The 13,659-nt window shown below is 60.1% G+C and carries 11 protein-coding genes; 4 read left to right on the top strand and 7 right to left on the bottom strand.

The window, feature by feature from the left end:
• Positions 1-26 precede the first annotated feature (26 nt).
• The 3 genes from ACQY1L_RS13830 to ACQY1L_RS13820 form a co-directional block, all read right to left on the bottom strand.
• The gene (locus tag ACQY1L_RS13830; protein ID WP_184654221.1) at positions 27-2,972 is read right to left on the bottom strand and encodes a PAS domain-containing protein; all 2,946 of its coding nucleotides are present in this window, start codon (positions 2,970-2,972) and stop codon (positions 27-29) included.
• Positions 2,973-3,192: 220 nt separating this feature from the next.
• Positions 3,193-5,016, bottom strand: a complete 1,824-nt coding sequence (lepA, locus tag ACQY1L_RS13825; protein WP_062454104.1) for a translation elongation factor 4 — start codon at positions 5,014-5,016, stop codon at positions 3,193-3,195.
• A 72-nt stretch (positions 5,017-5,088) separates the two neighbouring features.
• On the bottom strand, positions 5,089-6,336 hold the full coding sequence (locus ACQY1L_RS13820; RefSeq protein WP_430241277.1) for an MFS transporter: 1,248 nt from the start codon (positions 6,334-6,336) through the stop codon (positions 5,089-5,091).
• 172 nt (positions 6,337-6,508) lie between these two features.
• On the opposite strand from ACQY1L_RS13820, the gene ACQY1L_RS13815 reads away from it, so the two are divergent.
• Both ACQY1L_RS13815 and ACQY1L_RS13810 read left to right on the top strand, forming a co-directional pair.
• The gene (locus tag ACQY1L_RS13815) at positions 6,509-7,087 is read left to right on the top strand and encodes a helix-turn-helix domain-containing protein (protein WP_430243969.1); all 579 of its coding nucleotides are present in this window, start codon (positions 6,509-6,511) and stop codon (positions 7,085-7,087) included.
• Between the two features lie 18 nt (positions 7,088-7,105).
• Positions 7,106-7,627 (top strand): N-acetyltransferase family protein, encoded by a 522-nt coding sequence (locus ACQY1L_RS13810; protein ID WP_430241275.1) that lies wholly within the window; start codon positions 7,106-7,108, stop codon positions 7,625-7,627.
• A gap of 40 nt (positions 7,628-7,667) precedes the next feature.
• On the opposite strand, the gene ACQY1L_RS13805 is transcribed toward ACQY1L_RS13810, so the two are convergent.
• Together ACQY1L_RS13805 and ACQY1L_RS13800 are read right to left on the bottom strand one after the other, a co-directional pair.
• The gene (locus ACQY1L_RS13805; protein WP_430241273.1) at positions 7,668-8,909 is read right to left on the bottom strand and encodes an MFS transporter; all 1,242 of its coding nucleotides are present in this window, start codon (positions 8,907-8,909) and stop codon (positions 7,668-7,670) included.
• A 47-nt stretch (positions 8,910-8,956) separates the two neighbouring features.
• On the bottom strand, positions 8,957-9,574 hold the full coding sequence (locus ACQY1L_RS13800) for a TetR/AcrR family transcriptional regulator (RefSeq protein WP_430241271.1): 618 nt from the start codon (positions 9,572-9,574) through the stop codon (positions 8,957-8,959).
• Between the two features lie 143 nt (positions 9,575-9,717).
• On the opposite strand from ACQY1L_RS13800, the gene ACQY1L_RS13795 reads away from it, so the two are divergent.
• Positions 9,718-9,885, top strand: a complete 168-nt coding sequence (locus ACQY1L_RS13795; RefSeq protein ID WP_165699867.1) for a hypothetical protein — start codon at positions 9,718-9,720, stop codon at positions 9,883-9,885.
• 93 nt (positions 9,886-9,978) lie between these two features.
• Here ACQY1L_RS13795 and ACQY1L_RS13790 read toward each other — a convergent pair whose 3' ends face one another.
• Both ACQY1L_RS13790 and ACQY1L_RS13785 read right to left on the bottom strand, forming a co-directional pair.
• Complete coding sequence (locus ACQY1L_RS13790; RefSeq protein WP_113109343.1) at positions 9,979-11,079, bottom strand: TRAP transporter substrate-binding protein; 1,101 nt, start codon at positions 11,077-11,079, stop codon at positions 9,979-9,981.
• Positions 11,080-11,240: 161 nt separating this feature from the next.
• Entirely contained in the window at positions 11,241-12,347 is a 1,107-nt protein-coding gene (locus tag ACQY1L_RS13785; protein WP_062580107.1) for a TRAP transporter substrate-binding protein, read from the bottom strand.
• A 254-nt stretch (positions 12,348-12,601) separates the two neighbouring features.
• Between ACQY1L_RS13785 and mbfA the strand changes: the two genes are divergently transcribed.
• On the top strand, positions 12,602-13,585 hold the full coding sequence (mbfA, locus tag ACQY1L_RS13780) for an iron exporter MbfA (RefSeq protein WP_430241268.1): 984 nt from the start codon (positions 12,602-12,604) through the stop codon (positions 13,583-13,585).
• Positions 13,586-13,659 lie beyond the last annotated feature (74 nt).

The following is a 13,659-nucleotide window of genomic DNA, read 5'->3' as shown; positions in this document are numbered from 1 at the left end:
AGGCCCCGGCCATGCGGGGATCCGGACTACGAACCCGCGTTGACGCCTGCCAGAACCGCCGCAAGGTCCATCTCGTTATAAGGCTTCTGCAGAAGGCGGGAGCCGGGTGGCGCGTTGTCCGGCTTGTGGCTCTCTCCCGTTGCGAACACGACGGTCAGGTCGGGCTTTTCCGCCACGGCACGCACCGCCAGATCACCGCCGACTGTATCCGGCAGGCCGATATCGGTGATCAGGACATCGATCGAATTGCTTTCGAGCTCGACCAGCGCTTCTTTTCCTGTCCCAGCCTCGATTACCTGATGGCCGAGTTCGGCAAGCATCTCGGCCGTGTTTCCCCGGATCAGAAAGTCGTCTTCGACCAGCAGGATCGTCAGCGTTTTCGGCGTCGCGGCGGCAACTTCGGCAACGGGCTTGACTGTTTCCGCCCTGGGGGCGGTCGCCTGGTCCACCTGCTTCTGGTTGGCGATGACATGGCGAATACGGCGCGCCAAAGCCTCGCGGGTATAGGGTTTTGACAAGAGCTCGACACCGGCATCCAGAATGCCGCCGTGCACGATGGAATTTTCAGTGTAGCCGGAGGTGAATAGCACCGCGAGGTGCGGCAGGCGCTCCTTTGCGCGACGCGCCATTTCGCGGCTCTTCAGCGGGCCCGGCATCACGACGTCGGTAAAGATGACGTCGATTGGAATGCCGCTCTCGACCACGTTGAGGCCGGCCTGTGCATCCTTTGCCGTCAGGACGCGGTAGCCGAGATCGGTCAGCGTCTCGAAAACGGTGTTGCGCACCGCCTCGTCGTCTTCCACGACCAGCACGGTTTCCGAGCCGCCGACGACCGGGCCGGCCTGGACGACCACTTCGCGGTCCTCATCGGCGACGGACCGCGGCAGGTAGACCTTCACGGTCGTGCCCTCGTTCACCTCGCTGTAGATCTTCACATGCCCGCCGGACTGCTTGACGAAGCCGTAGACCATGGACAGTCCCAATCCGGTTCCCTTGCCCTCTGGCTTGGTGGAAAAGAACGGCTCGAACACTTTATCGAGAATATCTGGCGCCATGCCGGCGCCCGTGTCCGTCACGGCCAGCATCACGTATTGACCGGGCGTGACTTCCACGTGGGTGCGGGCGTAATCCTGGTCGAGAAAGGCGTTACCCACCTCAATCGTCAATTTGCCGGACCCCTCCATCGCATCACGTGCGTTGATTGCGAGGTTCAGAAGCGCGTTTTCGACCTGTGTCGGGTCGGCATAGGTGTTCCAGAGCCCGCCGCTGGCAATTACCTCGACCTCAACCGCCTCACCGAGCGAACGGCGCAGCAGATCGTCCATTCCGGCAATAAAGCGGCTGATGTTGATGACGCGTGGCTCCAGCGCCTGCCGGCGGCCGAAAGCCAGCAACTGGCTGGCAAGCTTTGCACCGCGGCTGACGCCGGCAAGCGCATTGCCGACACGCCGTTCCGCCTGTGCATTGCCGACAATGTCCTTGGCCAGGAGCTGAAGATTGCCGGCAACGACCTGCAACAGGTTGTTGAAGTCATGCGCAACGCCCCCGGTCAGCTGACCGATCGATTCCATCTTCTGCGCCTGCTGCAATGCCCGTTCGGCCTGGCGCCTCTCCGCGATCTCCGATTCGACGCGCGCTTCCAGGCTTTCGTTCAGCTGTCTTAGCTGTTCCTCTGCCCGCAGGCGGTGGCGGACCTGCCGTTCTAGGTTGCTGGCATGGTCCTGCAGGTTCGATTCGGCTTCCCGCTGCTCGGTGATATCGGTATGGACACCGACCCATTCCTCGATGTCGCCCGAGGAACCGATGATCGGCACGCCTCGGATGGCAAAGGTACGATAGAGGCCGTCATGGCGGCGGACGCGATGTTCCCAGACATAGGTGGATTTGGACGCGACGGCTGCCTGCCAGCTGGCGACCGAACCTTCCCGATCGTCGGGATGCACGGCATCTGCCCAGCCGTAGTCCTGGTATTCCTCGTAACGCTGGCCGGTCAGCGTGGCCCAGGCCGTCTGTTCGCCCAGCATCCGGCCGTCGGCGGTGTTGGTCCACAGCACGCCATGGATGGCCGCGACCGCGGCCCGGAACCGTTCATTGCTGCGACGAAGTGCGTTCTCGGATTGTTTGCGGTCTTCGATATCGATGATCAGCACATAGATGCCGTCGATCTCACCCTTGGAGGTGAAGCGCGGAACGTAGCGGATTTCGGCTGTCCGTTCTTCTCCGTCAGGACGTTTGATCACCGTGTCCGTGATCACCCGTTCGCCGGAGAGCGCTTTTTGAAGCAATGGTATGCGGGCGGCGTAATAGGCGTTGCCGATCACCTCCGCGGCATGCTTGCCAATCACGTCGCTGGCGGCAAGTCCGAACCACTCCTGATAACCGTCATTGGCGAAGCGATAGACATGGTCGCGGTCGAGGAACCCGACGAGGATGGGGAGCGCGTTGGTAAGGCGGCTGAGCTCTTCCTGGCTCTGAGCCAAGGCGTTCAGCGCGTGCACCTTCTCGGTGTTTTCGAGCACCGTGCACAGGACACCGTCTACCTTGCCGGTTTCGTCGTAGATCGGCGTGTAGAAGAGGTCGAAGACGACATCCTCAGGCGATCCATGACGGTTCAGCACCATGACCTGGTCGCGGAAGGACTGGACCTCTCCCCGAAAGCCGGCTTCAAGGATTGTCTTGTTCCACTCCCAGATTTCCGGCCAGACAGCGGAAACTTTGTCGCCGAGCGCGCGTGGATGATAATCCCCGGCAATCTCCTTATAGCCGTCATTGTAGATCATCACATGATCGTCGCCCCACATCAAAACCTGCGGGATCGGCGAATTGACCATCGAGTTGACCTTGATCCGCAGATGCGAAGGCCAGTCTTTGATCATCCCGAGAGACGTCTTCGTCCAGTCGAACTGGCGTATGAGCTCGCCGGTCTCGCCTCCGCCAATAGGCCAATGCGCGGATACGACCTGATAGTTCATGACGTCACCAAATGCGTGTGATGGAATAGGCGCCGGTAATATGCCGTCAATCGGCGGTTTTCAAAGCAATTTTTGCAGATTATCAAACTTTGGACGGCGCGATATGTTCGTTTATTGCGGTCCGGCCCAGATCTTTTGATTCCTGTCCCGAAATGATCCGGCTGACCGAGCATTCGGCGAGTAAAAAGGGCCGGTTCTTTCGAACCAGCCCCTGTGCAAATCAATCGTCTTTCATCTTCAGCGCTGCAATGAATGCTTCCTGCGGAATGTCGACTTTGCCGAACTGCCGCATGCGCTTCTTGCCTTCCTTCTGCTTGTCGAGCAGCTTGCGCTTGCGGGTGGCGTCGCCGCCGTAGCACTTCGCCGTCACGTCCTTGCGCATCGCAGAAATCGTCTCGCGGGCAATCACGTTGCCGCCGATGGCTGCCTGGATCGGGATCTTGAACATGTGCCTGGGGATCAGATCCTTCAGCTTCTCGCACATGTCGCGGCCTCGCTTTTCGGCAGCAGTCCGGTGCACCAGCATCGACAGCGCGTCGACAGGCTCGCCATTCACCATGATCGACATCTTCACGAGGTTGCCCTCCTGATAGCCGTGCAGGTGGTAGTCGAACGAGGCATAGCCCTTGGAGATCGACTTCAAACGGTCGTAGAAATCGAACACCACTTCGTTGAGCGGCAGTTCATAGGTCAGCATCGCGCGCTTGCCCACATAGGTAAGCTCGGTCTGGATGCCGCGGCGGTCCTGACAAAGCTTCAGGATGCCGCCGAGATAGTCGTCCGGGGTCAGGATCGTCGCCTTGATCCAAGGTTCGCGGATTTCCGAGATCTTGACGACATCAGGCATGTCGGCCGGGTTGTGCAGCTCGCGCTCGGAACCGTCGGTCATGGTCAGCTGATAGACCACCGAAGGCGCGGTTGCGATCAGATCGAGGTTGAACTCGCGTTCCAGACGCTCCTGGATGATTTCGAGATGCAGCAGTCCGAGGAAGCCGCAACGGAAACCGAAGCCCAGAGCCGCAGACGATTCCATCTCGAACGAGAACGAAGCGTCGTTGAGGCGCAGCTTGCCCATCGCGGCACGCAGGTCTTCGAAATCGGCCGCATCGACCGGGAACAGGCCGCAGAACACGACCGGCTGCGCAGGCTTGAAGCCCGGAAGTGCCTTGGCGGTCGGCTTCTTGTCTTCGGTAATGGTATCGCCGACGCGCGTATCGGCCACTTCCTTGATCGAGCCGGTGAAGAAACCGATCTCGCCCGGGCCGAGACTATCGACGGCCAGCATCTTCGGCGTCAGAACGCCGACGCGTTCCACCTGATACTTGGCATCGGTGCCCATCATGCGGATGGTCTGGCCCTTGGTCAGCACGCCATCAAGGATGCGAACGAGAACCATGACGCCGAGATAGGTGTCGTACCAGCTGTCGACCAGCAGCGCCTTCAGCGGACCCTTGTCGCCCATCTCGCTCTTCGGCGGGGGCAGCTGGTGGACGATGGCTTCCAGAACGTCGGGAATGCCGAGGCCGGTCTTTGCCGAGATCAGCACGGCCTGGCTGGCGTCGATGCCGATCACTTCCTCGATCTGGTCGCGGATGCGGTCGGGCTCGGCGGCCGGCAGGTCGATCTTGTTGAGGACCGTGACGATCTCGTGATTGTTGTCGATCGCCTGATAGACGTTGGCAAGCGTCTGCGCTTCGACGCCCTGTGACGCATCGACGACCAGCAGCGAACCTTCGCAGGCCGACAGCGAACGCGACACTTCGTAGGCGAAGTCGACGTGGCCGGGCGTGTCGATCAGGTTGAGAACGTAGGTCTCGCCGTTATTCGCCTTGTAGTGCAGGCGCACGGTCTGTGCCTTGATGGTGATGCCGCGCTCGCGCTCGATATCCATCGAATCGAGAACCTGCTCGGACATGTCGCGTTCGGCAAGGCCGCCGGTCGTCTGGATTAGACGATCGGCGAGCGTCGATTTGCCGTGGTCGATATGCGCCACGATCGAGAAATTGCGGATATGGTCAAGCGGCGTGCGGGAATTGGTGCTCATGGCTCGCGCATATAGCAGCGCCCGTGTCTGCCGCAAAGAGGGAAGATAACCTTTCGTTGAGGATGAAAGGCCTTAATTTCCCGGATTTACGGCCCCGGGTTCGGTCAGCGCCGCTGCATTCGGAAGCTGGGCGCTGCGCACTTCGTGGCTCTCCCGCTCTGCCTCGGGTGCCGGACCGCGTTCTTTCAGGCGCTGCAGAACGAACAGGCCATAGACGACAGCCACCGCCATTGCCGCAACGATAAAGGTTTTTCCGCCCAGAACAGGCGTCAGCATCGTCACCATCAGCGGCACGATCGTCGCAGCCGTCGACCATGCCACGAGAAGCGTGGAAGACAGCGGCACGAAATCGCCGGGGTCGGCACGGTCGTTCGCATGGGCGTTTGCGACCGAATACACGGTCTCCACTGATCCCCCGAAGATCAGGAAGACGATCATCAGGATATAGAGATGCGAGAAGGATGACAGAAACGCTCCGAAGCCGGCAAACACGATCAGCACGCAGGTGATCAATAGCACAAAGCGTCGGTCCATCCGGTCAGACAGGATGCCCAGCGGATACTGGACGAACAGCAGTCCGGTCTGCATCACGAACATCAGCATCGCGACATCGGTCTGCGACACGTTGTTGGTGGAGGCGTAGATCGGCAGGAAGCCCTGCACCACCATCGAAAGACCGCCTGAGGCAAGCACGCCGACCAGACCGACCGGCGAGATCTTCCAGGCCATCTTGATATCGACATTGACGCGCGCCGGTGCCGGCGGGTTGGGCAGGCGGGTCAGCCCGATTGGCAGGATCGCAAGCGCGGTAAAGAAAACCACCGCCAACGGCGCAAGATTGCTGTCGGTCGGGATCTGGCCGAAGATCCAGTTGCCGCAGCCGAGGCCCAGAACATAGGCCATGTAGAAGAACGACATCGCCTTACCGCGCCACTCGTTGGAGGCAGCGTGATTGAGCCAGCTCTGGGCGATGATGAAGTTGACGTTGGCAGCGGCGCCATAAATGCCGCGTGCAAAAATCCAGATATAGGCCGGAAGGTCGGCGGCAATCAGCACGGCTGCAATGATGACCATTGCCATCGAGCAGGCAAACAGCCGCGCATGTCCAACGCGCTTGATCAGCGGTCCGCCGAGCACGCAACCGACGAGCCCGCCGAATGCGACGGCCGTCACCGCAGCACCTGCCGCCCAGGGCGTTTCCGACCTTGTCAGCATGAACGGCACATAGGCGAACATGATGCCGCTTCCGATCGCGGCGATCGTCATCGAGACGACGATGCTGGCGATTGAAAAGGGCGAGACAGCCGCTTGTCCGTTCATTGCGAAATCCCTGATTTTAGTGGACCCTCGGCGCTTCCGTCGCGGCTGCCTTGGTCGACGATCCATAGCGTATCGAATAGGACATTCGCTATCGCGGAAACGCCATCACCTGTAAAATTCATCCAGCCTTCGCAATTCGCTTGATTCCATCAAAAGAGATTTTATATCTACGATAATGGAACATTCAGACGGTGAAATCGAACTGGCAATTGGCGAAAGGCTGAAGGCGCTGAGGGCTTCCGCAGGGCTAACACTGGACGAACTGTCGGTGCGCTCCGGTGTCAGCCGGGCGATGATCTCGCGCATAGAACGGGCGGAGGCGAGCCCGACGGCGGCGCTTCTGGCACGGCTCTGCGAAGGCTTGGGTCAAAGCCTCTCCACCTTCTTTGCGCCAGACGAGCCGTCATCATCACCTCTGTCGAAGAAGACCGAGCAAAGGCTGTGGCGCGACCCGACGACCGGATATCTGCGTCGCTCCGTCTCGCCGCCGGGCATGCCGACACCGGTCGATATCGTCGAGGTGGAATTTCCGGCCGGCGCACGTGTGAGTTTTCCGCCGCGGGAGGAAAGCCGGATCATGACCCAGCATGTCTGGCTGTTCGAGGGGGAACTGAACATGGTGCTTCCGGACGTGACCCACCGTCTCATGCCCGGCGACTGCCTGTTCATGGATATCGGCGACGCCTTCGAATTCCACAATCCGAGTGATCGCCCCGCCCGCTACGCGGTGATCCTCAACCGCGGCCGCTGACCGCCACAGGAGCAAACAATGACCCCGACCATCCGTATTCTCGATGCCGACGCCACCCGCGAGGCGATCCCCGATCTCAGTGACATCCTGTCCGACTGCATCAATGGCGGCGCATCGCTGGGCTTCATGCTGCCATTCGCGCCTGAGGATGCCACCGGATACTGGAATGGTATCGCAGACGAGGTGGAAAAGGGTGCCATCATTCTGGCTGTCGCAGAGGTCGAGGGGCGGGCGGTCGGCACCGTCCAGATCGGTCTTGCGTCGAAGCCGAACCAGCCGCATCGGGGCGACCTGATGAAACTCCTCGTCCATCACAATGCCCGCGGCCTTGGCCTTTCGCGCAAGCTGATGGAGGCCGTCGAAGCGGAAGCAGCACGGCAGGGACGCACGCTTCTGGTGCTGGACACCGCAACCGGCAGCGACGCGGAACGCATCTATCCCCGGTTCGGCTGGGAACGCGTCGGCGTCATTCCCGACTACGCCCTGTGGCCGCAAGGCGGCCTCTGCGGCACGACGCTGTTTTACAAGCGGATCGGGTAAGCGCCATGAGTGGCCCGCAAAACACGCGGGCCATATCTCGTCATCGTTTTTCCGTGAGGAAATAAGCAAAGGCTGCGGCCGGCAGGGCGAGGCCGATCGCCGATGCGGCAAGCCAGCCGCCTTGCGCATAGGCCCAGGCGCCGATTGCCGAACCCAGTGCTCCGCCGACAAAGAAGGTTGCCATGAACAGGCCGTTCAAACGGCTGCGCAGCTCTGCATCAAGGCCGTAGATTGATCGCTGGCCGATCACCAGCGTCATCGACACGCCGAAATCGAGCGCGATGGCAGCCAGACCCAGCATCATCAGCGCAATGGTCGAACCTTCAGGCGCAATATGCGTCATCAGGAAGGCGGCAACGACGGCGAGGATGCCGAAGGCGGTTGCCGGCCTGCCAAGTCCGCGGTCGGCCAACCGTCCGGCGATCGGAGACGCAACGGCACCGGCGACGCCGACAAGCGCGAAGATGGCGATGGCGCCCTGTCCCAGCTGGAAAGCGGGCCCTGCCAGCAGCAGCGGCGTCACCGTCCAGAACAGGCTGAACGCGAAGAACTGGGCGAACTGGTAGAAGGACCGTCGGCGCAAAAGCGGCTGCGTCGTATAGATCCGTCCCATCGACGCGATCAGGCCCGGATAGCGGAGTGTCGTCTTCGGCATGCGTCTCGGCAGGCGGACGGACAGCACCAGACCGACGGCAACCATCACCGCAGCCGACAGGAAGAACACCGTATGCCACGACGAGAAGCCCGCGATAAAGCTCGCGACGGGTCGCGCCATCATGATGCCGATCATCAGCCCGCTCATGACATTTCCAACGACCCGGCCGCGGCTCTCCTCCGGTGCAAGGTTTGCCGCAAACGGCACGATCATCTGCACCGCAGTGGAGGTGATGCCGATCGCCAGCGATGCCGCGAGAAACGGAAGCGGTGTCGTCGAAAGCCCGGCCGCGATCAGGGCAACGCTCGTGGCGGAAATCATCAGGATGATCAGCCGGCGGTTCTCGACGAGATCACCGAGCGGCACCATGAACAGCAGGCCGAGACCATAGCCGATCTGCGTCAGCGTCACGATCAGGCCGGTGGCGCTTTCGGAAAGGCCGATCGATGCGGCAATCGGGCCTGCAAGCGGCTGCGCGTAATAAAGGTTGGCGGCGATCAGCCCGGCCGCGGCGGCCATAGTGAAGGCCATTATCGGGGAGAGGGTGGGCGCTGCACTTGGCGATGTGGCCGCCGTTTCGGCGTCCGGCGAAACCCGACGAGCGGGGGAAGGAACTGGGGATGTCATGGTGGGCTCTTGGGAGGAGAAAAGGGAGGGAGAAAAGAGACGTGCTGTCAGTCGAGAATTTTAAGCGCGGTTTCCACGGTGGCGATGGCGCGTTCCTGGCCCTGTCCGGCCTTTCCCGCGATCCGCAGACCCTGAATCACGGCGTAGAAGAACTGCGCCGTCACTTCGGGATCGCTCCGATCCGAAATCGATCCGTCCGCCTGGCCCTCCCGAACCAGGTTTTCGAACAGACCTTCAATCCGGGCTTGCGATAGTTTCACGCGCAGATCCGTTTCGAGATCGAAGAGCGCAAGTTCGACGGCAGCGCCGACCACGAGGCAGCCGCGCCGGCCAAGTTCGCCATGCGCCGAGTTAGCATAGTGATGCAGCGCAAGGCGCATCCGTTCGCGGCCGTTGCCTCCCACCGAAATTGCCTCCGCAAGGGCTGCGTTGCGAACCTGCTTGTAGCGATCGAAGGACGCGAGAAAGATGGCCTTCTTGTCCTTAAACGCCTTGTAGAGGCTTCCGGCCGTCAGCCCCATCGCGTCCTTGAGGTCCGCAATCGACGTCGCGTGATAACCCTGCTCGGAAAACACGACGATCGCTTTGTCCAGCGCCGCCTCGATTTCGAACTCGCGCGGGCGGCCTGCCATTCGCGCTGTATCGGTGAGGGTTTCGATCGTCATAGCGGATTGCCTAATTAGGAAATGATCGTTTCCAAATAGGATCGGATTATGTTGTCGTCAAGCGAGATGTCGGTTTTTCGGGAACAGATCTTTGAGAGTTGAGTTGGAAACACCGTCACCAACCCCAAAAGCTGGAGGACATTATGAGCAAGAGTGACGTAGAACAGACCGTAAAGCGCGCAGAACGCCAGGTGGAAAACACCAGTTCCGGCGGCCACCTCGGTGGTACCTATTACGGCCAGACCGCCGACGGGAAGACCGCGTCGACAAATACCAATGTCGGCAGCAATCGACCGAATACCGGTAGCTAAGGTCATTGAGGCCCGTCTGAAGAGATAGGCCGAAGCTTTCAAAAGTTTCGAAAGCCCCGTCGCGTGCGGGGCTTTCATCGTTTTATTCGATGCTCAAAGCGTCCCTGCGCGCTGCTGCATCATCATGAACGTGTCGTAGCTGTATTCGGCCACCTGCGCCCAGAGATAGGAATCCTTCTTGAACGCCTGCTGGTGATCATAGATCTTCTTGAAGGCTGGGCTCTTCTGCGAAAGCTCGGCATAGGTTTCCATCGCAGCCTTGAAACAGACATCCAGAATGTCGCGGTTGAAGGCCTTCAGGATAGCGCCTTCGCCGACCAGTTTTTTCAGGGCGACAGCGTTGTGCGCGTCGTAATTGGCAAGCATGCTCATGTTGGCTGCCGCACAGGCATCGGTCAGAATCTGCTGGTAGCTCTTCGGCAGGCTGTTGAATTTTTCGAGGTTGAAGAAGGCATGCATGGCCGGGCCGCCTTCCCACCATGCCGGGTAGTAGTAGTATTTGGCGACCTTGACGAAGCCGAGCTTCTGATCGTCATACGGACCGACGAATTCGGTCGCATCGATCGTGCCCTTTTCGAGCGCTGCATAGACATCGCCGCCGGCAATCTGCTGGGGCGTCACGCCAACCTTCTGCATCACCTGGCCGGCAAGGCCAGCAATACGCATCTTCAGGCCCTTCAGGTCGTCGATCGTGTTGATCTCCTTGCGGAACCAGCCGCCCATCTGCGTGCCGCTATTGCCGGCCGGCAGTGCGTAAAGGCCGCGGGGCGCCAGGAACTCGTTGATCAGATCATTGCCGCCGTTGAGGAACCAGGCATTCGTCATGCGGGCATTGAGGCCGAACGGAATGGCGGTGCCAAGCGCAAAGGCTGGATCCTGGCCGATGTAATAATAGGAGCATGTATGCGCCATCTCGACCGTGCCGTTGGCAACCGCGTCGGCTGCCTGCAGAGCCGGCACCAGTTCGCCGGCGCCATAGGTCTGGATGGTGAAATTGCCGTCCGTCGAATTCTTGACGCTGTTGGCGATCTGGGTCGCCGCATCGAAGATGATGTTCAGGCTCTTTGGAAACGACGATGTCAACCGCCAGGTGATCTTCGGACGCTCCTGGGCGATCGCCGGCGTGGCCAAAGCGGCAGCCGCGGCGCCGATACCGGCAGTGGTAGCATTGTGCAGGAAACGTCTGCGATCCATGAAATATCCTCCTGAGATGTCTGAAAAATCTCGTTCAAGCCGTCTTGGTCTTAAAGCTCTTTTCCCGGCTCCGACAAGAGGAATCGACAGTGTTTGCCTTGCCGCAAAAGGAAAACCCCGGACTGGGCCGGGGTTCTCGATTGAGCAGGTGCGCTTGATGATCAAAGCTTGCCGTTGCGCTGCTGGATCATCATGAACGTGTCGTAGGTGTAATCGGCAATCTGCGCCCAGAGATAGGCATCCTTCTTGAAGGCCTGCTGGCTGTCGTAGATCTTCTTGAAGGCAGCGTTCTTGGCCGTGAGTTCCGCATAGGTTTCCTGCGCCGCTGCGTAGCTGGCATCGAGGATCTGCTGGTTGAAGGCCTTCAGCACGGCACCTTCCGACACAAGCTGGCGTAGCGCCTTGGCGTTGCTGGCATCGTAGCGAGCCAGCATGTTCATGTTGGCGTTGGCGCAGGCATCTTTCAGGATACGCTGGTAGGATTTCGGCAGGCTGTTGAACTTGTCGCGGTTGAAGAAGGCGTGGACGGCCGGGCCGCCTTCCCACCATGCCGGATAGTAGTAGTATTTGGCGACCTTCACGAAGCCGAGCTTCTGATCGTCATACGGACCGACGAATTCGGTCGCATCGATCGTGCCCTTTTCCAGCGCCGCATAGACGTCGCCGCCGGCGATCTGCTGCGGCGTGACGCCGAGCTTGGTCATCACCTGGCCGGCAAGACCTGCGATGCGCATCTTCAGACCCTTCAGGTCGTCGATCGTGTTGATCTCCTTGCGGAACCAGCCACCCATCTGGGCACCCGTATTGCCGGCCGGCAGCGCGTAGAGATTGTAGTTGCCGAGGAATTCGTTGAGCAGGTCGTTGCCGCCGCCGATCGAGAACCAGGAGTTCGTCTGGCGGGCATTAAGACCGAAGGGCACCGACGTCCCGAGCGCGAATGTCGGATCCTTGCCAATGTAATAGTAGGAGCAGGTATGCGCCATTTCGACGGTGCCGTTGGAAACAGCGTCTGCCGCCTGAAGGCCAGGCACAATTTCGCCGGCCGCGAATGTGTGGATGGTGAAGTTGCCGTCCGTCGCTTCCTTGACGCTTTGCGCGATATCGGTGGATGCGGCCCAGAGGATGTCGGTGTTCTTGGTAAAGGAGGATGTCATCCTCCAGGTGAGCTTGGGGCTTTCCTGCGCGATCGCGGGAGCGGCCAGAGCCCCGGCTGCAACTGCGCCGATTCCGGCGGTCCCTGCCTGCCGAAAGAAATGTCTGCGGTTCATACGGGTCATGCCTTTCTGACTGGCCCTTGACGGCCGGTAACTTCATTTCACCGGTCCTCACCGGCGTCTGCTCTTAATCCGATCATTTCGTCACCGGCAAGTAAAAAGTGCAGGAAGTTGCGCTGCGCTGCAGCATTGGTTTGCGAATATTGCGCGCGAATTTTTTTCTCAAACGGATCGAAGGGCACGGTTTGGAGTGACTTGAACTTTCACACAAAAAAGTTAGGTTAGAATTATTCTAATAAGGAGCTTCGATGTTCACTCGTTTGGTGCCCGGGTCCCGCCGGGCGTTTTTGTCGCTGAGCGAAGAGGAAATCCTCGCTCTTGCCATCTCGTCGGAAGAGGAGGATGCGCGCATCTATCTCTCCTACGCGAAGAACCTGAAAGAGGCATATCCGAGCTCCGCAAAGGTGTTCGAGGACATGGCCGAGGTCGAGCAGACGCACAAGAACATGCTGATCCAGATGTTTCGCTCCCGCTTCGGCGAGAACATTCCGCTGATCCGCAGAGAGCATGTGCAGGGATTTTACGCCCGCAAGCCCGACTGGCTGATGCGCAATCTGCCGCTCGACAAGATCCGCGAACAGACGGAAGCGATGGAGCGCCAGGCAGCACGGTTCTATCGCGAGGCCGCCAAAAGGGTATCGGATGCCTCGACGCGGCAGCTCCTGGGCGATCTGGCCTTGGCGGAGGACGGGCATGAAGACATCGCCCGGATGCTCAGCGAAAAGCACGTACCCGAGGAAACGCGTTCGGAAGAAGACCTGTCTGCCCGGCGTCAGTTTATCCTGACCTATGTCCAGCCAGGGCTTGCCGGCCTTATGGACGGTTCGGTTTCGACACTGGCGCCGATCTTTGCGGCAGCATTCGCCACGGGCGATACCTGGTCGACCTTCCTGATCGGTCTGTCCGCATCGGTCGGTGCGGGTATCTCGATGGGCTTTACCGAAGCGGCACACGACGATGGCAAGATTTCCGGTCGCGGCTCCCCTATCAAGCGCGGATTTGCCTCAGGCATCATGACCGCGCTCGGCGGCCTCGGCCATACACTGCCCTATCTCATTCCGCATTTCTGGACGGCCACTATCGTTGCGGCGATCATCGTCTTCTTCGAACTCTGGGCGATCGCTTTCATTCAGAACCGTTACATGGAGACACCGTTCTTCAAGGCTGTCTTCCAGGTCGTGTTCGGCGGCTCGCTGGTCCTGGCCGCAGGTATCCTGATCGGCAACGGATAGCGCGCTGGTTATCGGTTCGCCGCAGCCGGCGCATCGACAGCAAAAAAGAAGACCCGCCGCTGCAAAGCAGGGCG

Source organism: Neorhizobium sp. DAR64862/K0K3 (assembly GCF_050500185.1).
Classification (GTDB): domain Bacteria; phylum Pseudomonadota; class Alphaproteobacteria; order Rhizobiales; family Rhizobiaceae; genus Neorhizobium; species Neorhizobium soli.
This window is presented reverse-complemented; position numbering and strand designations above follow the sequence as displayed.